Source organism: uncultured Merdimonas sp. (assembly GCF_963929015.1).
Taxonomy (GTDB): domain Bacteria; phylum Bacillota; class Clostridia; order Lachnospirales; family Lachnospiraceae; genus Merdimonas.
Genome location: NZ_CAWVHE010000003.1, coordinates 498,004 through 522,855 on the forward strand (window position 1 = coordinate 498,004; position 24,852 = coordinate 522,855).

At 40.4% G+C, this 24,852-nt stretch carries 21 protein-coding genes and 1 pseudogene; 13 read left to right on the top strand and 9 right to left on the bottom strand.

Translation table 11 applies throughout. The features are described from left to right. The first annotated feature begins 168 nt into the window (after positions 1 to 168). Genes ABGT54_RS03285 through ABGT54_RS03295 form a run of 3 tightly spaced genes read left to right on the top strand, consistent with a single transcriptional unit; the run spans position 169 to position 2,393 of the window. Positions 169 to 1,047 carry a hypothetical protein gene (locus ABGT54_RS03285; protein ID WP_346662826.1) on the top strand — a complete coding sequence of 293 codons (879 nt, stop codon included), beginning with the start codon at positions 169 to 171 and terminating at the stop codon, positions 1,045 to 1,047. A 28-nt stretch (positions 1,048 to 1,075) separates the two neighbouring features. Beyond that, positions 1,076 to 1,501: an SMI1/KNR4 family protein gene (locus ABGT54_RS03290; protein ID WP_346662827.1), complete on the top strand. Its 426-nt coding sequence runs from the start codon at positions 1,076 to 1,078 to the stop codon at positions 1,499 to 1,501. A 4-nt stretch (positions 1,502 to 1,505) separates the two neighbouring features. Then, positions 1,506 to 2,393 (top strand): teneurin-3, encoded by an 888-nt coding sequence (locus ABGT54_RS03295; protein ID WP_346662828.1) that lies wholly within the window; start codon positions 1,506 to 1,508, stop codon positions 2,391 to 2,393. Positions 2,394 to 2,447: 54 nt separating this feature from the next. Here ABGT54_RS03295 and ABGT54_RS03300 read toward each other — a convergent pair whose 3' ends face one another. From ABGT54_RS03300 to ABGT54_RS03330, 7 genes and pseudogenes are all read right to left on the bottom strand, one after another. Continuing rightward, positions 2,448 to 2,954, bottom strand: a complete 507-nt coding sequence (locus tag ABGT54_RS03300; protein WP_346662829.1) for a hypothetical protein — start codon at positions 2,952 to 2,954, stop codon at positions 2,448 to 2,450. 156 nt (positions 2,955 to 3,110) lie between these two features. After that, positions 3,111 to 4,313: an IS256 family transposase gene (locus tag ABGT54_RS03305; protein WP_346662921.1), complete on the bottom strand. Its 1,203-nt coding sequence runs from the start codon at positions 4,311 to 4,313 to the stop codon at positions 3,111 to 3,113. 225 nt (positions 4,314 to 4,538) lie between these two features. Further along, positions 4,539 to 5,978 (bottom strand): ISLre2 family transposase, encoded by a 1,440-nt coding sequence (locus tag ABGT54_RS03310; RefSeq protein WP_346662830.1) that lies wholly within the window; start codon positions 5,976 to 5,978, stop codon positions 4,539 to 4,541. A gap of 128 nt (positions 5,979 to 6,106) precedes the next feature. Beyond that, positions 6,107 to 6,448 (bottom strand): annotated as a pseudogene (locus tag ABGT54_RS03315) (recombinase family protein); the annotation flags it as partial. A 151-nt stretch (positions 6,449 to 6,599) separates the two neighbouring features. Further along, the gene (gene istB, locus ABGT54_RS03320; protein WP_346662831.1) at positions 6,600 to 7,391 is read right to left on the bottom strand and encodes an IS21-like element helper ATPase IstB; all 792 of its coding nucleotides are present in this window, start codon (positions 7,389 to 7,391) and stop codon (positions 6,600 to 6,602) included. After that, complete coding sequence (locus ABGT54_RS03325) at positions 7,388 to 8,176, bottom strand: hypothetical protein (RefSeq protein WP_346662832.1); 789 nt, start codon at positions 8,174 to 8,176, stop codon at positions 7,388 to 7,390. Before ABGT54_RS03325 ends, istB begins: the two co-directional genes overlap by 4 nt. 256 nt (positions 8,177 to 8,432) lie before the next feature. After that, entirely contained in the window at positions 8,433 to 8,615 is a 183-nt protein-coding gene (locus ABGT54_RS03330) for an Arc family DNA-binding protein (RefSeq protein ID WP_346662833.1), read from the bottom strand. 198 nt (positions 8,616 to 8,813) lie between these two features. Here ABGT54_RS03330 and ABGT54_RS03335 point away from each other — a divergent pair, with 198 nt between their 5' ends. The 6 genes from ABGT54_RS03335 (at position 8,814) to ABGT54_RS03360 (ending at position 17,941) form a co-directional block, all read left to right on the top strand. Beyond that, the gene (locus tag ABGT54_RS03335; RefSeq protein WP_346662834.1) at positions 8,814 to 9,461 is read left to right on the top strand and encodes a hypothetical protein; all 648 of its coding nucleotides are present in this window, start codon (positions 8,814 to 8,816) and stop codon (positions 9,459 to 9,461) included. 230 nt (positions 9,462 to 9,691) lie between these two features. Next, positions 9,692 to 13,282, top strand: coding sequence for a DEAD/DEAH box helicase (locus tag ABGT54_RS03340; RefSeq protein ID WP_346662835.1), 3,591 nt, complete (start codon positions 9,692 to 9,694; stop codon positions 13,280 to 13,282). 1 nt (position 13,283) lies between these two features. Beyond that, the gene (locus tag ABGT54_RS03345) at positions 13,284 to 15,017 is read left to right on the top strand and encodes an ATP-binding domain-containing protein (RefSeq protein ID WP_346662836.1); all 1,734 of its coding nucleotides are present in this window, start codon (positions 13,284 to 13,286) and stop codon (positions 15,015 to 15,017) included. A 35-nt stretch (positions 15,018 to 15,052) separates the two neighbouring features. Beyond that, complete coding sequence (locus ABGT54_RS03350; RefSeq protein WP_171027986.1) at positions 15,053 to 15,229, top strand: hypothetical protein; 177 nt, start codon at positions 15,053 to 15,055, stop codon at positions 15,227 to 15,229. 247 nt (positions 15,230 to 15,476) lie between these two features. Continuing rightward, entirely contained in the window at positions 15,477 to 16,859 is a 1,383-nt protein-coding gene (locus tag ABGT54_RS03355) for an RNA-binding domain-containing protein (RefSeq protein WP_346662837.1), read from the top strand. Between the two features lie 191 nt (positions 16,860 to 17,050). Continuing rightward, entirely contained in the window at positions 17,051 to 17,941 is an 891-nt protein-coding gene (locus ABGT54_RS03360; protein ID WP_346662838.1) for an HIRAN domain-containing protein, read from the top strand. A 61-nt stretch (positions 17,942 to 18,002) separates the two neighbouring features. Here the strand turns inward: ABGT54_RS03360 and ABGT54_RS03365 are convergent, their stop codons facing one another. Then, on the bottom strand, positions 18,003 to 18,569 hold the full coding sequence (locus ABGT54_RS03365; RefSeq protein WP_118048501.1) for a helix-turn-helix transcriptional regulator: 567 nt from the start codon (positions 18,567 to 18,569) through the stop codon (positions 18,003 to 18,005). 439 nt (positions 18,570 to 19,008) lie between these two features. On the opposite strand from ABGT54_RS03365, the gene ABGT54_RS03370 reads away from it, so the two are divergent. The 4 genes from ABGT54_RS03370 (at position 19,009) to ABGT54_RS03385 (ending at position 22,883) form a co-directional block, all read left to right on the top strand. Continuing rightward, positions 19,009 to 19,170 carry a hypothetical protein gene (locus ABGT54_RS03370; RefSeq protein WP_346662839.1) on the top strand — a complete coding sequence of 54 codons (162 nt, stop codon included), beginning with the start codon at positions 19,009 to 19,011 and terminating at the stop codon, positions 19,168 to 19,170. Positions 19,171 to 19,317: 147 nt separating this feature from the next. Next, entirely contained in the window at positions 19,318 to 21,012 is a 1,695-nt protein-coding gene (locus ABGT54_RS03375; protein WP_346662840.1) for a recombinase family protein, read from the top strand. Positions 21,013 to 21,295: 283 nt separating this feature from the next. Further along, entirely contained in the window at positions 21,296 to 22,288 is a 993-nt protein-coding gene (locus ABGT54_RS03380; protein WP_204932023.1) for a helix-turn-helix transcriptional regulator, read from the top strand. A gap of 82 nt (positions 22,289 to 22,370) precedes the next feature. Beyond that, entirely contained in the window at positions 22,371 to 22,883 is a 513-nt protein-coding gene (locus ABGT54_RS03385; protein ID WP_346662841.1) for a nitroreductase family protein, read from the top strand. 57 nt (positions 22,884 to 22,940) lie between these two features. Here ABGT54_RS03385 and asnS read toward each other — a convergent pair whose 3' ends face one another. Then, positions 22,941 to 24,341, bottom strand: a complete 1,401-nt coding sequence (gene asnS, locus ABGT54_RS03390; protein WP_346662842.1) for an asparagine--tRNA ligase — start codon at positions 24,339 to 24,341, stop codon at positions 22,941 to 22,943. Positions 24,342 to 24,852: the final 511 nt, after the last annotated feature.

Here is a 24,852-nt window from a genome sequence, read left to right on the forward strand (position 1 = left end):
GAAGGTTTAGGCTGTGGATTAGATGTCGTGGGTTGTGGCACTAGGATAGATGTTATCTAGGGTGCTAACTCAATTTGAGTGAGTGATTTAGATGTCGTCTAATCCGGCAACTCGACTGTTGGCTATATAGCAGGCAGTGGATTAGATGTTATGGAAGGAGGAAAGTATATGATTGATACAAAGGAAAGAATAGCACGTTCAAATATTTACAGCATTTTCGGGAAACTTATGAATAGACTCATTGACAATAACGATGATGGTGAAATATTACTTAAAAAAGCAGGATTATCATCATTTACAGAAGAATATGAAAATAGATTATGTCCTTATTGGTATAACAGAGGTTATCAAAACAGAAATGACCAGTATAATCCAGAATACGCATGTATGGCTATCTGTGAGAAAATAGAATCCGATGAAACAGCGTTGTTAAGATTTTTAAACACAATTTTGGAAAGTATTCATCAGATAGATGAACAGCAGTATGAGAAGTTAGCGAACTACCTCAATGTAATTGGATATGAGTTGCTTGAAACTGTCGAGGAGGATGATTATTACGAAACAATAAATTATTCTCTTATTCCTGCTTCTGGTGGTGCGCAGCAAAGAAATGCAGATGTTACATATTTACGTTCTATGTTAGTAACGCATCATTCAGATTTGGTAATTCTTTACGATGAAGCTATTTCAAATTTTGGTTCAGGACAGTATGTAAGTTGTATCGAAAACTGTAGGTCGCTTTTTGAGAGCTTTTTCAAAAAATTAGATACAGTTAATAATGATTATATTAAAGGCCTTCTGAATGCAACTGGTGAGACAATTATTGAGAACGGAGCACAGCTTACATCTATAAAGAAAATATATACATATTGGATTACAAACAAAAAAGGTGCAAACAGATTCCGTTTATTTCAGACCATGTATAGTGTGATGTCTGGATTGGGGACACATCACGAAGATGTCGCTAGCAAAGAAGATGCATTATTGTTATTACGATATGTAGAAGACTGCTTGTTGTGGTGTTTTAGAAAAGGTATTAATTGCTAAGTGAAAAACTTGGAGAAAGGTAAAAACTATGATTTCCGAAGAATTAAAATTGATTGTGGATAAATTCAATGAACAGGGAAAAATGAATTTCCTTGAAGAAACCACAGAAGAAAAGATATCAGAATTTGAGAAGGGGCATAGTGTAAAGCTTCCTACAAAATTCAAGGAATGGTTGTTGTTTTCTGATGGTGGGGAGTTTTTCTTACCAGCAGGCATTCAGTTATATGGTATTGAGCATAAACCATTAATTGATATAGATAACAATGACAGACCTAGTGAAGATTATATCGTCATCGGTGCACTCGCATCAGGAGACCCAATTCTCTGTGAAAAAGCTGGTGAAAAAATCGCTATTTATAATCAGGAAGCTGGAAGAATTGAAGATGATGAAATCTATGATGACTTCATAGCATTTTTGAATGACCTGTATGATTTGCTTGGCATAGGAGGTTGATTCCATGTCGAGACGAACAGCAGAATCCAATAAAGCGATACTTGCTGCATGGAATAAGGAACAAGAACTTGTTCAGGAAGGTAAAGGAACAAGAGAGTGGACTCCAAAACAGCAGCAAGATATTCTTGAAAAAGGCAAAGCTTATGATGACGATGGCGTTGCATTTCAAGGCCAACATATGAAGAGCGCTGAAATGTATCCGGAATATCAAGGAGACCCCGGAAACATTCAGTTCCTTACAAGAGCTGAGCATTTAGAGGCTCATAACGGAAACTGGAGAAATCCAACAAACTGGTATTTCAATCCCGTAACTAAAGAAAAATTTGACTTTGGTGATGGCCCATTTATTCCATGTGAAGTAATCAAGTTACCTGAACCGGTAGTTATTGTTCCTAAGGAGGATGGCAGCTTTAAAGAGCAAAAATCAGAAGAGAAAATTAAATCTGATAAATCTGAAGATGTATTAAATCAAAATATAGAAGTAGATAAAATTACGGATAAAAAGCAAAATACGGTCGTACCTCCTAAAATTCAAACTCCGAAGAAAAACAATATGTTTGTTAGAGGTTTGAAGTCAGTTGGTAGATTTATTGTTGAGCATCCGGTTGAATCTCTTGAAATAGCAGGTGTTGTAATTGGCGGAGCGGCGAAAGCAATATCCTCTTTTAGAGGAAGTAGCTCTAGCGGTAGTGCTCACAATACAATGCCTAAAAACGATTCAAATTCAACAGGTACCGGCATTGCTGAAAAAGTTGCGGATATAGTAGAAAAGGCTAATAGGTCTATGCCTAGTGAGAATGATGTTTCGGGGCATAGACAACGATATCATACGAAGGATGGTGTTATTTGGAAGGATAAAGCACCGTACCATCGTGGTGGAAATAAAGACTGATGACAAAACAACCCTCTCAACCATCATGGCTGGGAGGGTTTCGTGCGTCTAGGGTTATCTTTCAACATCGACCTTAAGGCCGGATTTCAATTCAACAGTACAATGGTCATCCCAGATGATGATTTGCTTAAGCCAGCGTTTTACAAGTGCTTCATCAAACACTGTAAGGTCAGAAGGCTGGTCTTTAATGAAATCCTGCAATTCAGTGATGCGCTGTAGCTGTTCATCACGCTGTACCGTGTCCATTGAGGCTTGCTGGCGTTTTTCTCTGAGCGCGAAAATCTGGTCGGCAATCTCGTCGTAGGCTTCCTTGTTGTTTGCCTTTTTAACAAGTTCCTGTTGAAGTTCCATAAGCTTCTCATCAATTCCATCAGTGGTGATTGCAGCAGAAGCTCTGATGACTGATGCGATATTTTGTTGTAGCTGATTCTGATATTTTGATTTATCACCAAGGAGCTCATTTAAGGCGGTAAGTACGATTTTCTGCAGGTCAAGCTCGTTGATAGTTCTGGCATGGCATTCAAGGCCGGTAGGTTCTAGCTTGCTGAGAGACCGTTTCAAGTTTTGTGTAAACCCAAAAAACTGATATAAGATATGTTGTTAGTTACTCTGGGCAGAGCCGATTTTTTGAGGTTCTGCCCTTGTTTGTATTATAATACCGTTTCCGGACATGTCAAGCAGGGCTGGCCCAGCCAGCCCTGTCAGGCCAGAAACAGCTTATGATCCAGATAATCGTTCTTCGAAAAATATCTCCAGCTGCGAATGAATCCGCCCCCAATCCTGTCGGTGTCCAGTCCATTTTTTCGTGATATCCATCATAGCCAGATACAGCATTTTCAGGAGACTCTCATCGGAAGGGAATACCGTCTTAGATTTCGTAACCTTCCGCAGCTGCCGGTTAAATCCCTCAATGGCATTCGTGGTATAGATTAAGCGGCGGACCGCTTCAGGATACTTGAAATACGTTGAAAGATTCGCCCAGTTGTCCTTCCATGATTTTGCGATTTTGGGATATTTCCCGCTCCATTTCTCATCAAAGCCATCCAGTTCAGCCAGTGCGATTTCTTCTGTTGGGGCTGCATATACACGCTTCAGATCAGCCATCAGCGGTTTGAGCTCCTTGTAGGAAACAAACTTTGTCGTATTCCGGATCTGATGGATAATGCATTGCTGGATCTCCGTATCCGGAAAAACAGCTTCAATTGCCTGGGGAAAGCCTGTCAGACCGTCTACACATGCGATCAGGATATCTTCCACGCCGCGATTCTTCAGACCGTTTAGGATCGAAAGCCAGAACTTTGCGCTTTCGTTTTGCCCGACATACATGCCAAGCACATCTTTGTGACCTTCCATATCGATCCCTATAGCGATATAAACAGCACGTTTTACAATCCGGCCTTCATTGCGCACATGGTAATGGATGGCATCCATAAAAACAACCGCATAGATTTCTTCCAAAGGTCTTTCCTGCCATTCTTTTACGATGGGAAGGATCTTATCTGTGATCCGGCTAATAGTGCTATCAGAAATCTCAATGTCGTACAATTCACGCATATGGCTTTCGATATCGTTCGTAGTCATTCCTTTCGCATACATGGAGATGATCTTCTCCTCCATGTCCTGAGTGATAGTATTCTGATATTTCTTGACAATCTGCGGTTCAAACTCGCCTTTCCTGTCCCTGGGAATGTCAATTTCCATGTCACCATAGCTGGTATGCATGGTCTTCTGAGAGTGCCCGTTTCTGGAATTATCGGTTTCCTTGTTACGGTAATCATACTTTGAATAACCTAATTCTTCATCCATCTCCTGGTCCAGGGCACCTTCCAGGATGATGGACATCATATCCCGCATGATAGAGTTGACATCCGTTCCATCCTTGACCTTTACATTGTTTTCTTTCAGGTAGTTGCCCATCATTTCCCGAAGAGCTGCTTTTTGTGGGGTATCTTTTTTCCTTGCCATAAAATAAACCTCCAAACTGGTAAGTCTATCTTACATCAGTTTGAAGGTTTACACAAACTTTGGGATACTCCCGATGAAAGTAAACGAATTGTCAGTTGAAATGAAAAAGACTATCCCTAGAGAAAAATGATCATAGACTTGTTTTCTCAATCATACAACCCGCAGTTCGTTTTTTCAAGTTCAGATATTCCCGATCTGTTCTCTGATCGCAAGGATCTTTCGTACAGTAGAACTCCCGGAAAGAGTTCCATGCAGTGCCTCCGCATATCGCTGAGCCTCTTTCTGCTTTGCTGTATACCGTTTCCGCTGGGATTCATCAATCATCCCATCCGTTCCGGTTGCTGCGGCTACTGACAGTTCCCGTTCCCTTCGATAATTCACCAGATCAATTACTTTTTCCCGTCCATAGTTCCGGATAAAACATCTCAGCTTACACATCCTGTCTGTACCCGTCTCGCTCCATCCCATCGGCCTGGAACTCATCCGTTCCGAATACACGCTGCTTACATGGCCTTCCGCACTGCACCCAAGGACGTGTTTGTCACGAAATGCACGTTGAATATATTTCCAGTTCCCCGTCAGATATTTTCGGCATTCCTCTACCGCATGATCACTTCCCTCATAATGATTTTTAATCCGGGTCAGAAGCTTTTTGGACGCAAGAAGCTTATTTTTATAAATATATTTATAAAACCGCCGTTTTGTAATCGTTTCCTTATCCAGGGTATACCGGGCTACCCGGTTGATATATTTCATCAGATGGAACCGGTCTGCCACCAGCTTGCTTTTCCCGACATAATTCTCCGCCGCACGGATCCAGCCTGCCCCGTCGCTGTTGATATAAACGCACTTTAAAATATCATAGTCATAATGCTGTCGAATATAGGCATCCACCTCTTCCCATAGGGCTGCATTCTGATCTGTCCCTGTATAAAGCCCTCCAAAATAGAATGGTGAGATCAGTTTCCGCCTGCTTTTACAGATCTCTTCTTTCCCTTCGAAAAGATAGACCAGTTTTCCCATGAAACATCCCTGTTCTTTTCCGTCTTTTTGCCGATGGATATGATCTTCATCTGCTTCGATATAGAGATACTCACAGGCTTTCTTTTCTACAGGGAGTTCTTCCATATGGGGGATCTCTTTTTCGATCGCATGCACCTTGTTCATCACAGTTGTTTTGGTAATTGTTTGTCCTTTTGTCTGGACGGAGTCTGCTGCATGCTGATAAGAATGTACTTCAGCCTCGCTCAGTACTTTTGCTTCGGCTACTGGAGTAAACCGTTCCCGGTTTGGAAGATGGAGCAGTTCATCCAGCAGACACCGTATCTTTCCCTCCGGATCCTTATATAGCGTATGGGTAAATGTAATATCGCCTACTCCCGAGATCAGAGTTCGGTTTCTTCTTCTCTGCACAGTATAACCGGCTTTACGCTTCCCGCTTTCCCGGATCAATGTATCAGCAGCTGTCAAGGTCAGTCCTATAAAATCGGCTGCAACCCGGTCTGTCAGTCCATTCACCGTCTCCTCAAAGGTTGAGAACCGGTCTAAATGTTCTAAAAACTCCTCCTGTGCATTGAGCAATCCGCTGACAAGAACCTGAATTAATGTTATAATGTCCATGAGTATTGGCACTCCTTTCGGTTTTTGTTTTTTTCGTCGAAATCATTATACCTCAAGGAACCAATACTCTTTTCATTTATTTTTTATCAACTGACTATTTCTTTACTCCAACGATACTCCCCTTGCTTGCAGCGCCAGACAATGGATTTGCAGCCGCGATTGTTCCAGTGTATTCTTCTGAACATTTCGCCGCAGTCACCGCAAATAATAATCTGCGAAAAGCAGTGATTGCAGCTGTAACTTCGTTTCTTTCCATTAGCGCTGGTTTTAACCACTCGCCTGCGTACCAGTTCTTCCTGCACGCGCATGTAAATCTCTCTTGGGATGATTGCTTCGTGGTTGCCTTCAACATAATACTGAGGAACGATGCCGGTGTTCTTTACTCTGGTTTTGTTAAGAAAATCGGTGGTGTAAGTCTTTTGGAGAAGGGCATCACCGATGTATTTCTCGTTGCGGAGAATCTTGTTGATGTGCAAATATCAAGCACTTTTTTACTTTGTTAGGTAAGATGTTTTTTACATCGTATGGTAAGGAGTTTTTTATATACCATGGTAAGCAGATCTTTACATCGCAAGGTAAGCACCTTTTTACACGGTATGGTAAGCAGACTTTGTCATCTGCTCAACCCTGTGGATAAAGATCCGGGTGTTTCAGCCGATAAGATTCTCCCCTGAAAGAATAACACTTTGCATGGTGGAGGATCCGGTCCAGCATGGCAGTTGTAAGCACTGGATCCCCCATCATCTCTGCCCAGTCAACGATCTCCTTATTGGTGGTAAAGATGATGGAGCTGGTTTCATAGGTGTCGCTGATAAAGGTAAAAAAGCGGTTCGCCTGTCCACGGCTGATTGGTGTGTAACCGATCTCATCAATAATGACAAGCTGTGCCTTTCGGATATTTTTCAGGCGGAATCCTGCAGCCCGCTCAGTTTCTGCAGTATCGAGGATACGGATCAGGTTCGTCATCTTTTCAAAACATACCGTATAACCGCTGTTGACAGCCTGCAGGCTCAGACCGCAGGCTACCATGGTCTTGCCGAGGCCCGGAGGCCCGGCAAAGACAAGGTTTCCACAGTTGTCCAGCCAGGATAATTCCTTCAGGACAGTAAGCTGTGCCTGAGTGATCCCGGATTCCAGTTCCTCAGGATCGAATTCTTCCAGAGGGCGGATGTTTGGCGGGAAATGCGCTGCGGAGTAGTTTCGCTTCCTGCGCCGCTCATTCCGGCCCTTTACTTCCGTTTCCAGGACTGCCAGGAGAAACTCCCTACAGGATGAATCCTGTAGATCTGCCGTCTCCAGAAGATCCGGGAGCATACGGGCCGCATGTTTCAGAGTGAAGGTCTCCAGCAGCGCAGTGAGCCGCTGTACCGGGATATGGCTGGTATCCATGCTTTTTAAGATCTCGCGGTTCACTGTACAGCCGCCCCCTTCCGTTCTGTGCGTTCCCGGAATGCTTTCGCATAAACGGAAAGGTCAGTATAGACGACACTTCCGGAGGGTATCTGTGCACGGCAGTCATCGTTTGCCAGTTCCCGTCCTGCTTTTGCAAGACTGTAGACAACCTTGAACTGAGAAAACTGATAGCGGTATTTCTGACAGCATTCCTTCATTACCTGGGCGACAAGAGATTTATCCGGATTCTCTGCATCCAGGAATTGCTCGATTGCACGCAGCTGTTTGGAAATATGCCGTGGATTCTCCTTTTTTATACCGTTGATAAAGTGCTGGAAATCATAACAGTTCCACTTGCTGCGAAGGCGCTCCATGATCTCGATCCAGTCACCGGATTCCTGTTTCCGGTGTTCCGGAAGCTGATTGATGCTTCCCTTGCGCTCGCTGAGGTTATGGGAACAGATATAGTTTAACTGTTCATCATAGATATGGATCTTTCCGCTGACAACCTTATACCGCACGGTCTTGAAAGCATAGCTGCGGGGCACGGAATATTTGCAGGATTTATATAAAACATACGGCAGGGCTGCGATCTCATAAGTACGGAATGTATTCGGCGATGTTTCATATACTGAGGGAAGCAGCGGCTGCATTGCCGCTTTCTCAATCCCGTTATAAATGTCTGCAGGGATACGCAGAGTAGTGCGGTGGATCCGCCGGTTTTTCCGTTCCAGCCATCCGGGAAGGGAACGCCATACATCATCAATGCAGGTGATCTTCCGCGCGCTGAAGAAATTTTTCTTCACGAATCCAACGGAGTTCTCAATCGGTCCCTTGCTTTCCGGGTCAGCCTTATTGCACACCCAAAGGCGGATATTAGCTTTTCACCAACGGGAAAACAGGGCAAGAAAAAGCAGATTATGAGTGGGATTGAAGTGACTGTAGTTCTGCACCTCGTGTAAGTGAACACATTTGAAATCCGTTCATAACTTCTAAATTAAATACTTGAAAAAGCCGAAAGGACGCTTGTTTTCAGAGATTCTGAGATGAGTGTCCTTTTTCTTATGCCGGAAAAGAACAAGGAGGAATGGGAATTCCATGGTCTTTTTCGTGCTGTGCAATCGCCTGACGTATCAGATAAAGCACTTCGCCGTTTATGGAACGACCATCAAACTCAGCAAGACTTTTCAATTTTGCGTGTGTCTCCGAATCAATTCTCAGACCTAAATGTTTATCCTTTTCCATGTATATCCCCTTTATCTTAATTTAAGTACAGATTAAGTTCGTTATATGAGTACATTTTAAGTTCAAATGATGGTATAATGTTCTAAATAGACTCGTTTTAAGTACAAAATATTTTTCTGCAAAGGATGTGAGGAAGTGCAGGAAACAGAGAAAAGGAAATCCAAGTATTACAGAATCCCGGTATGGATGTTCTGGAGCATGATTGTTGTATTTGTTCTTTTGATCGGTGCCGTATATTTTGGGGAGGAAATATACGAGAAATGGTTGCATAGCGGAGGAAGGGCTGAGATTTCCTATGTGGGTGCAGAATCCACTCTAAAAGAAAAAGCTGCCTGCTGTTTGTGTGGAAGTAAGGACTGGAGCATGATGAACTATTATCGGCAGTTTGATACCATAGGCTTAATTTCTTTAAATGACTGGTATGTGTTGGATTTTAAAACCGAAGAATATGAAGAAGATCGGCAATATGGACTGGATAACGGTTATACTTGCATTACTACTGGGAATACAGGAGAAATCATTTATCATGCAGAAGAAACGCCGTCCAGAGGGATGGCTTCTATTGAGGTTACACTGCCGGAGAAGTATTCTGTGGATATGGAGTTTCTGCGGGAGAATCCCTGTCAGGAATGTCTGGATAAAGTGCTGGAATCTATGGAGATCAGCAAGTGGAAACGGGAAAAGAAAGGACCGATACCGCTGTGTCTGGTGGATTTTAAAACATTAGAAATCTATTCACTGCAGGATTGGCATGTGGGGCAGACAATAAGGGATTACTGGGTGAAAATGGATTATGAAAATAGGAAGATTATGATTAGTGTTTTTACCTGCCCAAACGCCAGTTAAAAATTAATAAAATATATTACTGTAAAGAGTAGAAAAGTTGAGAAGAAGCGATTTGTGTTGTAAAATGTAGATTAAAGTGATACATGTTTTATGCGATGCATACAGTAGGATGCTTAATTAAAATGATAAAGCTTTTTTGACTGAATTAAAATATGAATTATTAAAAAGGGCAGATAGTCAAAAAGGAAAATAGAAAGATACATTGTGATAAAATCAAAAGAGGTGGCCAAATGAAACTGACAGTTTATAAGGGGTTTAATCAGGAGTTTCTTGAAACTTTGCAGGAACAACCTTTGGTAGATGGTGAGATTAGTCAAAAGAAAAATGTTCTTGAATTTGATAAATCTACTAGAAGAAAACTTGCTCAAGCACTTATTTTACTTGATGAAGATGATTCTGTATGGATCACCTATGAAGAGTATGCTCTGATAAACAAGAGGATAGATGATGCTGTTGAGGAAGATGGTTTAATTTTAAAAATTTTTAGAAATAATCTGTATCCAGATTATTTCCCTATTGATTTTTCAATGTCACCAGAGTTAGCAACAGAAATTATTGATACAATTAATGGAGATACTCGTGCTGATAATAATGAAAGCGAAGAATGTAATCGGTATCTTGCTGTATATAGCACAATTTCTGAAATTAATGGTATATATTATGGCAGTTTTTATGAATATGAGTATGAGCATTTAGAAGAGGCACCTGTAGAAGATTTTTATCCTTTTAATATAACAATTGAAGAAGGCCAGATACGCAGTGATTATGATGTTTTTATTAATGAAGATATTGACACATACTTGAGGGATTTGGAGCGGATTATAGCGATAAAGCCGAATGTTATTGGAGTAAGCTCTACTGATGGCGAAAGTGCTAAGAGAATTCAAAAGTCTCTTCAAGCGTTCTGTAAAGTGAATGGGATTTCGCTTGTTAAACATTATGAAAAATTGTCGGAAGAGATTGTCTTAGAACAGGAACTTGTTTCCATTGCACAGAATGATATTCATATTGATGGATTCACTGGGTTTAGAAAGATTCCATTTTACAAAAATCCGGATATTAATAAAGAAGTCATCGAACTTTCCCAAGCTCATATAATTGAGGAAATTATTAAGCAGGCAGAACGTTCATATGATGGAGAAAATGGCAATGCCTCTCGAGATATTTTTATTACTGCATCAACAGGAGCGGGTAAGTCCGTCATGTTCCAAATCCCAGCGGTTTATCTTGCAAAGAAATACAATAAACTAACTATAATAATAGAACCAGTTAAGGCTCTAATGCAGGACCAAAAAGAAAAATTGAATCAGAGTGGTTATACGAGAGTTGAGGTATTTAACTCAGATCTGATTTCTCAAGTTGAAAAAGAAGCTGTACTTCAAAGAATAAAAGACGGTGAAGTGGATCTTTTGTATTTAAGTCCCGAAACGTTGTTGTCGTATTCTATTGAAACCATTATTGGAGACAGAGATATTGGACTTCTTATTGTTGACGAAGCACATATTGTAACTACTTGGGGAGTTGGGTTTAGACCAGATTATTGGTATCTAGGTAGTTATATTAATCGTCTAAGAAATCAGGTTCAGACATTAAAAGGTATGAAACGAAAGATCTATCATTTTCCAATTTGTGCTTTTACAGCGACGGCAGTAAACGGTGGAATAGATGATTCTGTTAGTGATACTATTATTAGTCTGTATATGGAAAATCCAGTAAAATACATAGGTTATGTACGACGTGAAGATATAAAATTTGATATTGTTCATCATGGAGAAGGGCGTAAGCTTTCCAAATCTGAATATGAAGAGGCTAAAACCAAAGCACTTGACGAAAGAATAAAAAAGTGGCTTGCTCACAACGAAAAAACTATTGTATATTTTCCATATGCTTCATTGGCTGGAGATGCTGCCAAAGGAGTTAGAGGTTTTGCAGGAATTACTCTTGACAAACGAATCGGCACATATACGGGTCGTAATATCAATGAGATGAGTACCGAGGCATTCAATGAGTATAAACACATGATATTCGAAGGATTTCGTAAAGGTACTACACCGATTATGCTGGCAACAAAAGCATTTGGTATGGGTGTTGATGTTAATGACGTTCAAAATGTATATCACTATGCTGTAAGTGGAAATCTTTCTGATTATGTTCAAGAGATCGGACGCGCTGCACGAAAGTCTTCAATGGAAGGAACGGCAATAACTGACTTTTTCTATAATGATATGACTTTTATGCGAGTGTTATTTGGAATGTCTCAAATCCGCCAATATCAAATAAAGAAAGTTCTCGAAGGTATTTATGATACCTATAAAAGCAAAAAGGGAGCAAGAAGTTTTCTGATTTCCCCACAATCGTTTACTTATATATTTAACGGTAAAAATGAAGGGGATTGCATTAACAAATTAAAAACTTGTCTCCTTATGATTGAAAAAGATTTCCAGAATAAGTTTCCTTTCAAGGTGCTTATTTCTCGCCCTCAGAGCGTATTTACAAAAGCATTTGTTTGTATTTCAAAAGATCACGAAACTGAAGTGCTTGCTTCAAAATATGGTAAGTGCATGAAATATATAGAAAAAGGACGTTACAAAGAAATTCAAGCAGACGGATCAACTCTTAGCGATGGTGGAGATATATATACTATTGATTTGAAACAGATATGGGAAGAGTTTCATCCAAACATATCCTTTCCACAGTTCAAGTATTGGTATTTCAATTCCAATTTGACTTCCAAGGATAAGGTTGAAATTATGCCGTCCATTCGGTCTTATATTCATCCACGACAAAGAGTAAGTGTTGAAGCACGAGGGGAGTATTTGATGTCTGATCTTCGGGAACTAATTTTGACCGATTTTGAGTACATATCTGATTTGCTGTATGGAAACTTTAGAAATACTTATTTTACGACAGAAGATTTTTCAAAACTTATTCGAGAAAAGTATGGTATGGCAAAAGCAAGAATTATTGCAAACTCTCTTTTCGAATTAGTTGACCCGAATGGAAAATGTATAAAACGCAGAACGAATGATTCTTCTGGAAAAACTTATTATTCGCTCACTCATGGTAATTTCAAAGAAATGATGCGTAAGCCGATTATTAAGTCTAAAATTATGAATAACTTATCTAGGACAAATGAAAGTGCATCATATTCTGGCTTTATGAACCTTGAGTCGGATGATACTTCGAGTACGACGTTAAAACTTCTATCAATTTTTGATTACATCACCTATGAAATTGCCGGCGGAGAGGAACCAGAAATTTTTATTCGTTTGAATGATCCAAATAAAGTGAGAAACATTGTTCTGGGTAATACATTTTATTCGAATAATTACGTATCTAAAGCTAAACAGAAACATGAGAGAGATGTCGCTATTCTACTAAAGTTTTTCAATGAACTAAAAACTGACGAAGAACGGTGGACATATATTGAAGAGTATTTTCTTGGATATGACGTCCTTTGCGGTGCAGAAACAAAGACTGTAAAAACGGTAAAGCTAAGCCGTTCTGTTGACAAAGAACATTCTTATCCTACAAATATGTTCCATAACTGGAGTGAACTTGCATCATTCTTTGATGATAGTGAGCAAGTCATCATTGAGCGGATGGCTGAGAATGATATACCTATACCCGAATATTTAGAAACTACCATAAAAAAATCTGATGAGGGGAATGATATCCTTATGTCATGGCCGTCCAAAGACACTTTGGTTTGTCAACAGGATACTGCTGACAGAACCATAGAGTATTTTGAAAGTAAGGGCTGGCATGCATACAAAATTTATGAAATAGACTATAATAATATAAAGGGAGATTTGCGTTGATATGGCACAGATATATCCTATTAAAGAGGATCTCTCGAATGTACCGTATTCTGAAATAAGAGTATATGAACTCCTTGAACAACTCAATAACAATTTTACTATTTTCCATTCTGTTCAATGGGTAAAACGTGGTAATAAATGGAAATCAACATGGAAAGAAAATGATTTTCTAATTTTAAATAAAACTTTAGGGGCATTAGTTCTTGAAGTAAAAGGTGGAGATATTAGAGTTCATGGTGGAGTTTTTCATCAGATAAACACTTCGACAAATGAAGTTAGTATTTTGAACCCTGATAAAAAGAACGATCCTCTTTCCCAAGCTATTGATGGAATATATCATTATCGAAAAATGCTTGACACAATAGCACCGAATTTGAGTGATCGCTTTCCTATTGAGGCTGCAGTATGGTTTTCAACATGTGAGATCAAGAGCAAACTGCCTAACTTCCCATTAAAATATAGGGAAATTTCTGGTGCGGTTCTTGGGGATGAAGACTTTGAAAAGAAGGGACAGGCAATATATGATATTTTTGAATTTTATGCTTCTCGTGGAAAAGTTAATATAAGCGATGAGGAATATAATATGATTCTGGAATCAATTGCTAGTGACTTTGAATTAATATCTGCTCCTGGAGCTCGTAAGGGTGAACTGGATCATGCATTTTTGAAATTGACCAATGAACAAACTGGTCTTTTGGATTATATTTCAGAACAAAAAAGTGCAACAATCCAGGGGGTAGCTGGGACAGGAAAAACTTTGATTGCTAAGGAGGCTGCACGACGCTTTGGAGCCGACGGGAGAAAAGTATTGTTTCTCTGTTTTAATAGATTATTATTTACCTATTTGCAACACATGTATCCTTATGATAATGTGTCATACTGCAACATTCATACATTTATTGCAAAATATCGTCCGGGCGCAGATACCTCGTCAAAAGAAAAAAGAACAGCAGAACTTCTAAAGATTGATTGGGATTTTTTGGAGTTTGATGATGTGATAATTGATGAGGGGCAGGATTTTATGGAAGAAGAAGTTGTCTATTTTAAGGAATACATCGATCTAGTTGATGGTCATTTCTTTGTTTTTTATGACAAAAATCAGCTTCTGACAACACAAAAAGTTCCTGCGTGGATTGAAAACGCTGAATGTAAGTTGCTTTTAACTAAGAATTGTCGTAATACATATGAAATTGCGCTTACTTCCTACAATGTTATTGATATTTCATTGAATAAAAAAATAATGATGATTAATGGTGATCAGACATCCATTAGTTTTGTAAAAGGGGAGCCCATAACACGACTTGCAAAACTTATTAGAATGTTGACTGGCGAACATTACGGCTATGAATATTCAGATATTGTTATTCTGTCATTGAAATCAGAGGAAGATTCTATTCTTGGGAAGATTAATAAAATAGCTGGCATCCCGATCACCCGTGAAAAAACAAATTCTTCAATCTTGTTTACTACTGCAAGTAAATTTAAGGGACTTGAAAGTCGTGTTGTAATTATTGTGGACATTGATGAAAAAAGTTTTACAGATGAAGAAAGAAAGCGGATGTTTTATGTTGCTTGTTCAAGAGCCACTCAATACTTGAATCTTTTTATTAATGGGGATGAACAGAAAATTAAAGATATAGCAGATGCTATCAGTAGGAAAAGTCATTTCGCTGCAAAAGGACGTATTGCTATGAAAACACAAGCAAAAATTCTTGATTTAGATGAAATTATATAGAATTCGAAAGATTATAAAAGTATGGGATTAGTATTATGGAAATTGATTATAAAAGGTTGAGAAGCGATTTGAAAGATTATTATGGAACGGCAATGTTTCAGGGATTTCCAGTAGCAATGTTTGAAATATCAGTAATTGAGAAAGCTGATGGGGAAGAACTTATTTGTATTGCTACAAAATTAGGATTTGACTTACAAAGGTATTATAGGTGACATAATATGTTTGTGGAAGAAATGAAAGATTATTTGGAGAAGTATTATGAAGCAGCAGGTTTTGCAGATTTTTATGAATGAGTTTTGAAGGGAATGCCAGATGAAGATGTGATTAAAATGTATATGGACACATTTGGAAAGCAAGAAGATATAGTAATCGAAAAATAAAAACATAGGTATTTCCATATAAACTTTATTTTTGTTATAAGATGCGTGTAAGTAGTTAATAGTAAAAAGGGGTGATGCAATGACACATGAAAAAATGCGAGAAATGCTTTCAAAAGATGAAAAGATAACCATAGAATACAAAGAATGTGTAAATCAGATACATGATTCCGTATATGAAACAGTGTCGGCATTTTCCAATCGGTATGGTGGCTATATTATTATGGGCGTAAAAGATGGAGGAATCCCGATAGGTGTGAATCGAAATGCTGTTAAGGATTTAAAAAAGAATTTTGTAAATCAATTGAATAATCCTAATAAAATGTCACCTACTCTGTATTTATCTATAGAAGAATTTGAATATGAGGGAATGTTGTTGTTATATACCTATGTTCCGCCAACATCAACGGTAGAAAAATGTTCCGGACGTGTGTATGACAGAAATGAAGAAGGAGATATGGACATTACAGATTCTCCAATACAAATGGAAAATCTTTATGCCAGAAAGAGCAATACCTATACGGAAAGTAAGCTGTTTCCTTATGTTCGGGAAGAACATTTGAGAACGGATTTAATGCAGAAAGTTCGGAGATTAATTTCAAATAACAATCCTCGTCATGAATGGCTGAAAATGTCAGATAAGGAACTTATGGTTAGTGCAGGACTGTATGAAACAGATTTTGTTACAGGAGAGCAGGGATACAATCTTGCAGCCATATTACTGTTTGGAAAAGATGAGGTAATCCAATCTTGTGTACCGGGCTATGTTACAGATGCGCTATGCAGAAAAGAGAACATGGATCGGTATGACGATCGTTTAATTGTAAAAACGAATCTGATTGAGAGTTATGAAATTTTAATGGAGTTTATAGCAAAGCACACATCAGATAAATTCTATCTGGTTGATAATGTGAGAACTAGTGTCAGAGATTTGATTTCAAGAGAGGTTGTAAGTAATATTTTGGTTCATAGAGATTTTTCCAGTGCGTTTCCGGCAAAGGTCATTATTGAAAAAGACTGGATTCGGACGGAAAACTGGTGTAGACCACGGCGTCAGGGGAATATCTTGGAAACGGAATTTACACCATATCCTAAAAATCCGATTTTGGCAAGATTCTTTGTTACTGTAGGGTTGGCTGATACAATAGGTTCCGGGGTTAGGAATTTATACAAATACACACCTATTTATACTCCGGGAGGAAAACCGGAATTAATTGAGAATGACGTATTTAGAATTAACATTCCGATTACAGAAACAGCAGTCCATGAATATGCTGAAGAAAATGAATTAACAGAACGTGAGACCACGATTTTTAAAATGATAAAAGCAAATAATAAATTGACCGTTGAAGAAGTTATGGCTGTTTTAGACATTTCGAGGGCAACTGTATTTAGAGATTATGCAAAAATCCGAAAAAAATGTGGAGTTTCTTATGATAAAAAAGCGGGTGAATGGAAATTATAAGTCTCATATTAAAATGAGACTGATGAGATTTACATGAGACTACACACCAAACTTTTGAATTTTGCATGCAAAAAAACGGTATATATACGATTTTTAAAGGTGTATGATAAAAATAAGTCTCATGATCTCATTAATTTGATGAGACTGTGAGACTTATTTTGTGAAAACATATATGTGCTAAAGGAGAGGAAATGGCAGCAGATACAGGAGATTGTACGATATTCTTTTATGGTTCGAAAGAAAAACTGAATGAATTGACATTCTTTATGAAAGAAGCATGGCGAGTTCATTGTAATTCAGAAAGCTATGAGGTTAATAGAATCGATGAGTATAGTTGGCTAGGGGATTATGACGAAGAGTGGAATGTTATCCATTCACTGGGTCAGGTAAATAGCTTAGGGTATCAGTTGATTCCTGGCTTTTTGAAAAAAGTAAAAGAAAAATTTCCAGAACTTTCAATAAAAGGAATTGTGAACCATAATTGGCTGATCTGTGAAGGCGAAGAACATATGAAGATCACTTCTGAAAGTAATTCCACAGAAGTCAATTGTGAAGAATGGTGTCTGAAAGAGTTGGATTTGCAGGACTGGGAATCGGAAGAAGAACAGGAAAGGGCACAAGCGGAATTAGAAGAAAGCTGGTGTTCAACAGAGCAGGAATGGCAGGAAAATTTGTTTAACAGCGAAGACTTATTACGAATTGATTGGTATAGGTTGCAAAGCATGTTAGAGCAACAAATGGTTGTCGGAACAAAATATGAAGATAGACCCGTTAATATAGCCAAATTGACAGATGGGGAAAAAGTTTTTCTGGTGAGAGAACCAGAGAATATTTATGATGCAAATGCGATAGAGGTTAGAAGTGAAATTGGATCATTAGGACATATTCCCGCAGAGATTAGTGCAAAATTATCGCCACTTATAGATGAAAAGATTATTGAATGCGAAGCAACGGTGATAACAACAGTATCAAAACTGGAATATGCGGAAAAAGTTTCTGGAACAAAGGTTTTAGAAAAGAATCGAGAAAAACTGGCAAAAGAACCGCTTTTATGGATAAAAATTCAGATACATAAGTGCTGATTGTAATTAGTCTCACAATCTCATGGATAAAATGAGACTGTGAGACTGGTATGTAATATGTTTAGGCGGAAACGGGCGGTTTCCGCCATTTTTTCTTCGGTTCATGTTTTCCGCAGTCATCACAGGTCATAGGCCAGTTGATTTTCCACTCAAAATATTCGTCTCTGGTAATCTCACCGTTTTTTAGTTCATTTTTTCTTATGAGCCATTCTTTTAGAAAATCGTTTAAAATTCCATAGTTAAACCACAGGCAGACCGGAGGATGAGCCGGCCATTCATCATTATCATGATAACGGACGGTGGTATCACCGTTATCGTTGCATTTTTCGTCAGGGTAGGTCTCAGGAAGAAACATATTGATAGAGGACGGATTAAATTCATCCAGCCAGAAAAGCAATTCCAGCATCTCAGAAGCATCCCGTCCGGCAGTGTCATATAATGTCCACGGGTTTACATCCAGAATTTTTGCAATCTGATCTACCAAATCTTTTTTCGGGACACGACTTCCATTTTCATATTGAACAATGCGATGCCCGTCTTTTTCTCCTATTCCTAATCTAAGCGCCAGTTCTTTCTGGGTCATTCCCCGGAACTGGCGTATTTTTTTTAATTTAAGATTAAAGTTCATGATTTCCCAATCCTTTTTATAGTGTTTTCAAGTTTAATTTTATTTTACTACTAAAAATTTCATTTGTAAACAGAAAAGTGCACAAAAAAGTGCACTGGTGTATTGACTTTGGTTTTACACAGGAATATAATGACAGTAAAATAAAGTGCACAAAAAAGTACACTACAAAAACTAATCGCACATTGAAAAATAAATGAGCTGTATGATCTGTCAACAGACTGTCGCCATGAACCGGATGCTCGGAGAGCGCAGACAGACACTCCGGAAACGGTGGGAATGCTTCGAGAAGGAGGTGCCCATATCCCGAAAGGGTAGAGGTTATCTGAAACGATAACGACAGATGATATGAATGGAAGCCAAACCCAGATTCACAAATAACTGCAGATCGCAGCAGAAATGAGGTGATTCCGAAAAATATAATAGGAAAGGGGGAGGTATAATGTGTAAAGAACTGGAATATGCAAAGAAGATAGCACTGGTAAGAAAATTATTCCGGGCAGGGGGATTGTCTGAAGCGGAATATAACAGAGTGAGAGCAAAGCTGATGGATATGTATCATGTTATTGAAAATGATTTGGAAAAACAGTCGGTTTTGGCTTGAAGAATAGAAAAATGAAAGAGGAAATAATCATGGAAGAGAAAATATTTCAACAATCGTTCATATTTTATTTTAGACGTATGATAACAACACAGAAACGAAGAAAAGCCATAAGAAAAATGTGGCAGGTGAGAGAAATGGAGGAAATGTATGAGAAACACACAGGTTGAAATTTTACAGGCAACAAAACCACTTCCCAACGGAAGAGGGAGAAGAAGAGCAGGAGTGCAGATTGACAGAATCCGGGTAGCTGCATATTGCAGGGTATCTACAGACGGGGATGAGCAGTTGGGGAGTTTTGCATCCCAGAAAGCCTATTACGAGGATAAAATCAGAGAGAATCCCCAGTGGGCACTTGCCGGAATTTTTGCGGATGAAGCGATCACCGGAACAAAAGCAGATAAAAGACCGGGATTTCAAGAAATGATCCAGAGATGTATGAATGGCGAAATAGATATGATTCTTACGAAATCAATTTCCCGTTTTGCACGAAATACGCTGGATACATTGAACTATGTCAGGATGCTTACGAATCAGAGAATTCCCATTATATTTGAAAAAGAAAATATCAATACAATGGATATGAACGGAGAACTTCTTCTGACAATTATGAGTTCACTGGCACAGCAGGAAGTGGAATCTCTGTCCGGTAATGTAAAGATGGGAGTTAAAATGAAGATGAAAAGAGGAGAACTGGTAGGGTTCAATGGGTGCTTCGGCTATGATTATCACCCAGAGGATAAGAGTCTTACCGTTAATGAAAAAGAAGCGGAAATAGTGCGTTTTATGTATGATATGTATATACAGGGATATGGCAGTACCACCATTGCGAAAAGATTGACAGAAATGGAAATTAAAAATAAAAGAGGTGTAGTTAGGTGGGACGGCGGCAGTGTGATGGGAATTCTCACAAATGAGAAGTATAAAGGAGATATTCTTCAAGGGAAAACTTTTACGCTTGATCCCATATCGAAAAGACGGCTTGATAACAGAGGAGAAGAAGAACAATATTATATCAGGGATCATCATGAGCCGATTGTATCGAGAGAAATCTGGGACAGGGTAGCAGCTATCCACAGCGAGCGGGTAAAAACTAAAGTAATACCTACTACCGGAAACCGGGAACGTTACACCCGACAGTTTGCTTTCAGCAGTATGCTGGAGTGCGGATACTGTGGACATAAACTTTCCAGAAGAACAAGGCATCAGACCACTGTAACGAAAAAACCGGTATGGCAGTGTATGAATGCCACAAAGAACGGAATTGAAAGTTGCCCACATTGTAAAGCCATTGATGAAGTAATTATCGAGGGAGCATTTCTGGAAGCTTTCCGGCTACTAACCGATAATTTTGATGATGTGCTGGATTCGGTACTGCATACCATAGAGGAAGTATTAAATGACGATACGGAATTAAAACGAGTGAAACAGCTGGAAAAGGAAATCAATAATGTAGAATCAAGAAAAAGCAGGTTAACAGATCTGTTGATTGATGGTAAAATAGAACAGCAAGCATACGAAGAAAAGAATAACAGTTTTCTCCGTAAACTTCATAAGCTGACAGAGGAAAAAGCATATCTGGAAGAGAATATCGGACAGCAGAAGAATGTCAGCAAGCGTATGGCGCAGCTCCGTAAGACACTGGAAAATGAAGAAACAATGGATGAATTTGACCGTGTAGTGTTTGAGAGTATTGTGGAAAAGGTAATTGTCGGCGGGTATGATGAAGACGGAAACCCGACACCGTACAAGTTAACCTTTATCCTGAAATGTGATCAGAACTTAAATATAATGGATGCGAAAGCAGACTACAAGGCAAATCACAAGAAAGAGAGGGTGTCATAATGGAGCAGAATAAAGTGGAAATTTTAGAAGCATTGAACAATGAAAAAATGTACTCATTAAGAGGTGACGAGGTTGGGGAAATGTGTTCACCAGAAGGTAACGACACATACAGAATGTGTCTGCCTTCTGAATAAAAAATAAGGCTGTTTACCAGTAATGTACGCGCTGGTTGCGGAATTGTAAAGTCTGGTTGCTGGCGCAGGATGGCCCAAAACAGTATACTTTCCTTAACAAAGACCAGTGCGGCGCGTCAGACAGGCCGTCTGGCAGAAGGAGAAAGCATATGATCTTAGCAGACAAAATTATTTATTTACGAAAGAAGGCCGGCTGGTCCCAGGAGGAACTGGCGGAGAAAATGGAAGTAAGCCGGCAATCCATTTCTAAATGGGAAGGGGCTTTGTCGGTTCCGGATATGAATCGGATCCTGAAACTGTCAGAACTATTTGATGTCAGTACAGACTATCTTCTCCGTGATGAGATGGAAGAAGAGGAGAAAAACCCGGCAGCAGATGAGAAGATTGCAGACGAGACAGGAGAGAAGCTGGTGCCAGTGTCCATGGAACTTGCCAACGATTATCTGGCTCATTGTCAGAAGGTCTCTGTTCCCTGCGCTTTTGGCGTGTTTTTATGTATTATGTCCCCGGTATTTCTGCTGCTTCTTTCCGGAGCCGGAGAAGCAGGATTGCTTCCGTTGACAGAAGATCAGGGAGCCCTTCTGGGGACTACTATCCTGATTCTTCTGATCGTTGCGGCAGTATCTATCTTTGTGATCACCGGCCATTATGACGAGAAGTATGATTTTCTGGAGAAAGAGGCGCTGGATACAGCCTACGGAGTAGATGGCATGGTTCGGGACCGGAAGCAGAAATATGAGAGAAGTCATGTCATAGAACTGGCAGCGGGAGTGGCGCTGTGTGTGGCCTCCTGTATCCCTATTTTTCTGATGATCCTGTTATTCGGAGAAGAAAATGTCATGGCGCTTACCGGGGCGATCAGCCTGTTGCTGTTTCTCGTGGCAACCGGAGTCTTTCTCATTGTGCGTACCTGCATTATCTGGGATGGTTATCAGGTTCTTCTGGAAGAGGGAGATTATACCCGGATCGCCAAGAAGCAGAATAAACGGATCAGCGGGATCTACTGGGGTTGTGTGACGGCTGTGTATCTGCTGGTCAGTTTCCTGACGATGGAGTGGCATATTACCTGGGTGATCTGGCCGGTGGCAGGAATCGTGTGGGGCGTAGTCAGCAGCATTTACCGGAATCAGGTGGAGCGGTAAGCAGAAATCTGAAAATACTTCTTTTCACTCCCAGAGGGCAGGATTATAATAAAGGCAGGAAGAAAAAAGGAGGAAGTGCAGAATGGAATTTTCAGAAGTTGTAAGAGAACGGTATTCCTGTAAGAGTTATGACAGCCGTCAGATTGAACAGGAAAAGCTGGATCGGATCCTGGAGGCAGGACGCCTGGCGCCTACTGCCAAGAACCTGCAGGAACAGCACATTTATGTGGTACAGTCAAAGGAAGGACTTGCAAAGATCGATAAGCTGACCCGGTGTCGTTATGGAGCGCCCACGGTGCTTCTGGTGGCCTTTGATAAAAACAGTGTGTTTACTTATCCGGGAGGCAAACGGGATTCCGGGATTGAGGATGCGGCCATCGTGGCCACTCATCTGATGCTGGCGGCTAAAGATACAGGGGTGGAGAGCTGCTGGCTCAACCTGTTTGATCCGGAAGAGGCGGCAAAAGAATTCGGACTTCCTAAGCAGGAGGAGGTGCTGATGCTTCTGGACCTGGGGTATCCGACGGAAGATGCGGGTCCTCTGCCAAATCATAGCAACCGCAAAGAACTTTCAGAGACGGTCAGCTACCTGTAAGACATTATGAAAAAACAAGAGATCCCGGCCGGGGTGTTCCCGGTCAGGATCTCTTGCTTAATATTCGCAGCTTCCTGGTGTTCTGTGGAAGGGGATAACATCCCGGATGTTTTCCATTCCTGTCACATACATCAGTAACCGTTCAAAGCCCATGCCAAATCCCGAATGGTCGCAGGAGCCGTATTTGCGAAGGTTCAAATACCAGTCCAGGCTGTCTGTGGAGATGCCAAGTTCCTGCATTCTTGCCAGAAGCCGGTCATATCGCACTTCACGCTGGCTGCCGCCCATCAGTTCGCCGGCACCCGGGACGAGCAGATCGACTGCGCCGACGGTTTTGCCATCGTCGTTCTGATACATATAAAATGCTTTGATGTCCTTTGGCCAGTCATAGATAAATACGGGTGCATGAAAGTACTTTTCGGTGAGATATTTTTCGTGTTCCTTTGCCGTGTCTTCTCCATACTCTGGTTCAAATTCAAAGGATTCACCGGATTCTTTTAGGATGCGGATGGCATCCTCGTGGCGGATCCGGACAATGTTAGAGTCAATCACTGCCTGCATTCTTTCCCGGAGAGGCAATTTGGTAAAGCCTTCCAGGAATATCAATTCTTCCTTGCATTGTTTCATGATCTGTCCGAGAATGGTTTTCAAAAAATCTTCTTCCACATCCATGAGACGGTCCAGGTCGCAGAACGCCATTTCCGGTTCCACCATCCAGAACTCAGCCATGTGTGTTTTGGTATTTGAGTTTTCTGCGCGGAACGTGGGTCCGAAGGTATATACGTCGCCAAAAGCCATCGCAAATGTTTCGGCTTCAAGCTGTCCGGTCACTGCAAGCGAAGCGGGGATTCCGAAGAAATCTTGTTTAAAGATCTCTTCAGAAGCTTTCTTTGCCTGTTCTTTGATACCAGTGATATCGAGTGTCGTCACGGTAAAGGTGTTGCCGGCGCCTTCTGCGTCATTTGCGGTGATTAAAGGAGTGTTTACATATAAGAAACCTCTGTCCGCAAAATAGGCGTGGATCGATTGTGCAGCCACGCTTCTGATACGGAATACGGCCTGGAACAGACGTGTTCTCGGACGAAGATAGGCTTGTTCACGCAAAAATTCAAGAGAATGTCTTTTGGGCTGCAGGGGATAGTCCTCGGGACAGTCTCCCAGCAGTGTAACATGGGAGAGATCCAGTTCGATCAATTCCTTTTGAAACCCCTGCCGCACGGTTCCCGCTGCTTCGATGCAGGCGCCGTTGTGCAGAGTTTTCAGTCTGCCATCTTTGTCACTTTCTGTTGTGTATACCAGCTGCAGAGACTGGAAACAGCTTCCGTCGTACAATTCTATAAACCCCATATTTTTCTGCTTGCGATGGTTGCGGATCCATCCCCGGACCGTGACTTCGTGTCCGATGTGCGCGTCCTGCGCAGAAAAGAGTTCTTTGATTTTCGTACATTCTTTGCTCATTGTGTATCCTTCCTTTCAAAAATAGTTTTGCAGGGCGGAATTTTGAGCATAAAAAAATCCGTCCCTGTTTCCAAGGACGGATGGTAGATCCGTGGTGCCACCTTAGTTCGTCTGTGTCTCGCGGCACAGACCTTTCCAGGTACGGACGTCTGTATGAACACAGAAAATGTTATACATGGCATCGATACCCTTACGCTGTAATGGGCGTTCCCATCATAGTCTCAACATTGTCAGACAATGTAGTCGGTATGCGGCTCCGAGGCGTTATTCGATTCCTTTGCAGGAACTTTGATCTCTCAAAATATCTTTCCTTGCATCCACTCTCAGCAAACGGGACTCTCTGTAACAATTTCAGATACCTACTGGTTCTCTTCCTTGCCTTATCTTATTTTTCTTTGAGACGCATCTTAGCATATTTTTATGGAAAAGTCAACGAGAGTTTTGATGCTTACTTGGAATCTGATAGTTCACTTGTAAATAAATTACAGCAGGCATGACATGCCTGCTGTAA

Coding starts and splice junctions, on each gene's coding strand:
- ABGT54_RS03290 (WP_346662827.1), top strand. CDS start 1,076: ATGATTTCCGAAGAATTAAAATTGATTGTGGATAAATTCAATGAACAG.
- ABGT54_RS03335 (WP_346662834.1), top strand. CDS start 8,814: ATGATTGTTGTATTTGTTCTTTTGATCGGTGCCGTATATTTTGGGGAG.
- ABGT54_RS03375 (WP_346662840.1), top strand. CDS start 19,318: ATGAGAAACACACAGGTTGAAATTTTACAGGCAACAAAACCACTTCCC.
- ABGT54_RS03330 (WP_346662833.1), bottom strand. CDS start 8,615: ATGGAAAAGGATAAACATTTAGGTCTGAGAATTGATTCGGAGACACAC.
- ABGT54_RS03285 (WP_346662826.1), top strand. CDS start 169: ATGATTGATACAAAGGAAAGAATAGCACGTTCAAATATTTACAGCATT.
- ABGT54_RS03360 (WP_346662838.1), top strand. CDS start 17,051: ATGGCAGCAGATACAGGAGATTGTACGATATTCTTTTATGGTTCGAAA.
- ABGT54_RS03380 (WP_204932023.1), top strand. CDS start 21,296: ATGATCTTAGCAGACAAAATTATTTATTTACGAAAGAAGGCCGGCTGG.
- ABGT54_RS03310 (WP_346662830.1), bottom strand. CDS start 5,978: ATGGACATTATAACATTAATTCAGGTTCTTGTCAGCGGATTGCTCAAT.
- asnS (WP_346662842.1), bottom strand. CDS start 24,341: ATGAGCAAAGAATGTACGAAAATCAAAGAACTCTTTTCTGCGCAGGAC.
- ABGT54_RS03295 (WP_346662828.1), top strand. CDS start 1,506: ATGTCGAGACGAACAGCAGAATCCAATAAAGCGATACTTGCTGCATGG.
- ABGT54_RS03340 (WP_346662835.1), top strand. CDS start 9,692: ATGAAACTGACAGTTTATAAGGGGTTTAATCAGGAGTTTCTTGAAACT.
- ABGT54_RS03355 (WP_346662837.1), top strand. CDS start 15,477: ATGACACATGAAAAAATGCGAGAAATGCTTTCAAAAGATGAAAAGATA.
- ABGT54_RS03305 (WP_346662921.1), bottom strand. CDS start 4,313: ATGATGGGCAACTACCTGAAAGAAAACAATGTAAAGGTCAAGGATGGA.
- ABGT54_RS03350 (WP_171027986.1), top strand. CDS start 15,053: ATGGAAATTGATTATAAAAGGTTGAGAAGCGATTTGAAAGATTATTAT.
- ABGT54_RS03370 (WP_346662839.1), top strand. CDS start 19,009: ATGTGTAAAGAACTGGAATATGCAAAGAAGATAGCACTGGTAAGAAAA.
- ABGT54_RS03365 (WP_118048501.1), bottom strand. CDS start 18,569: ATGAACTTTAATCTTAAATTAAAAAAAATACGCCAGTTCCGGGGAATG.
- ABGT54_RS03345 (WP_346662836.1), top strand. CDS start 13,284: ATGGCACAGATATATCCTATTAAAGAGGATCTCTCGAATGTACCGTAT.
- ABGT54_RS03385 (WP_346662841.1), top strand. CDS start 22,371: ATGGAATTTTCAGAAGTTGTAAGAGAACGGTATTCCTGTAAGAGTTAT.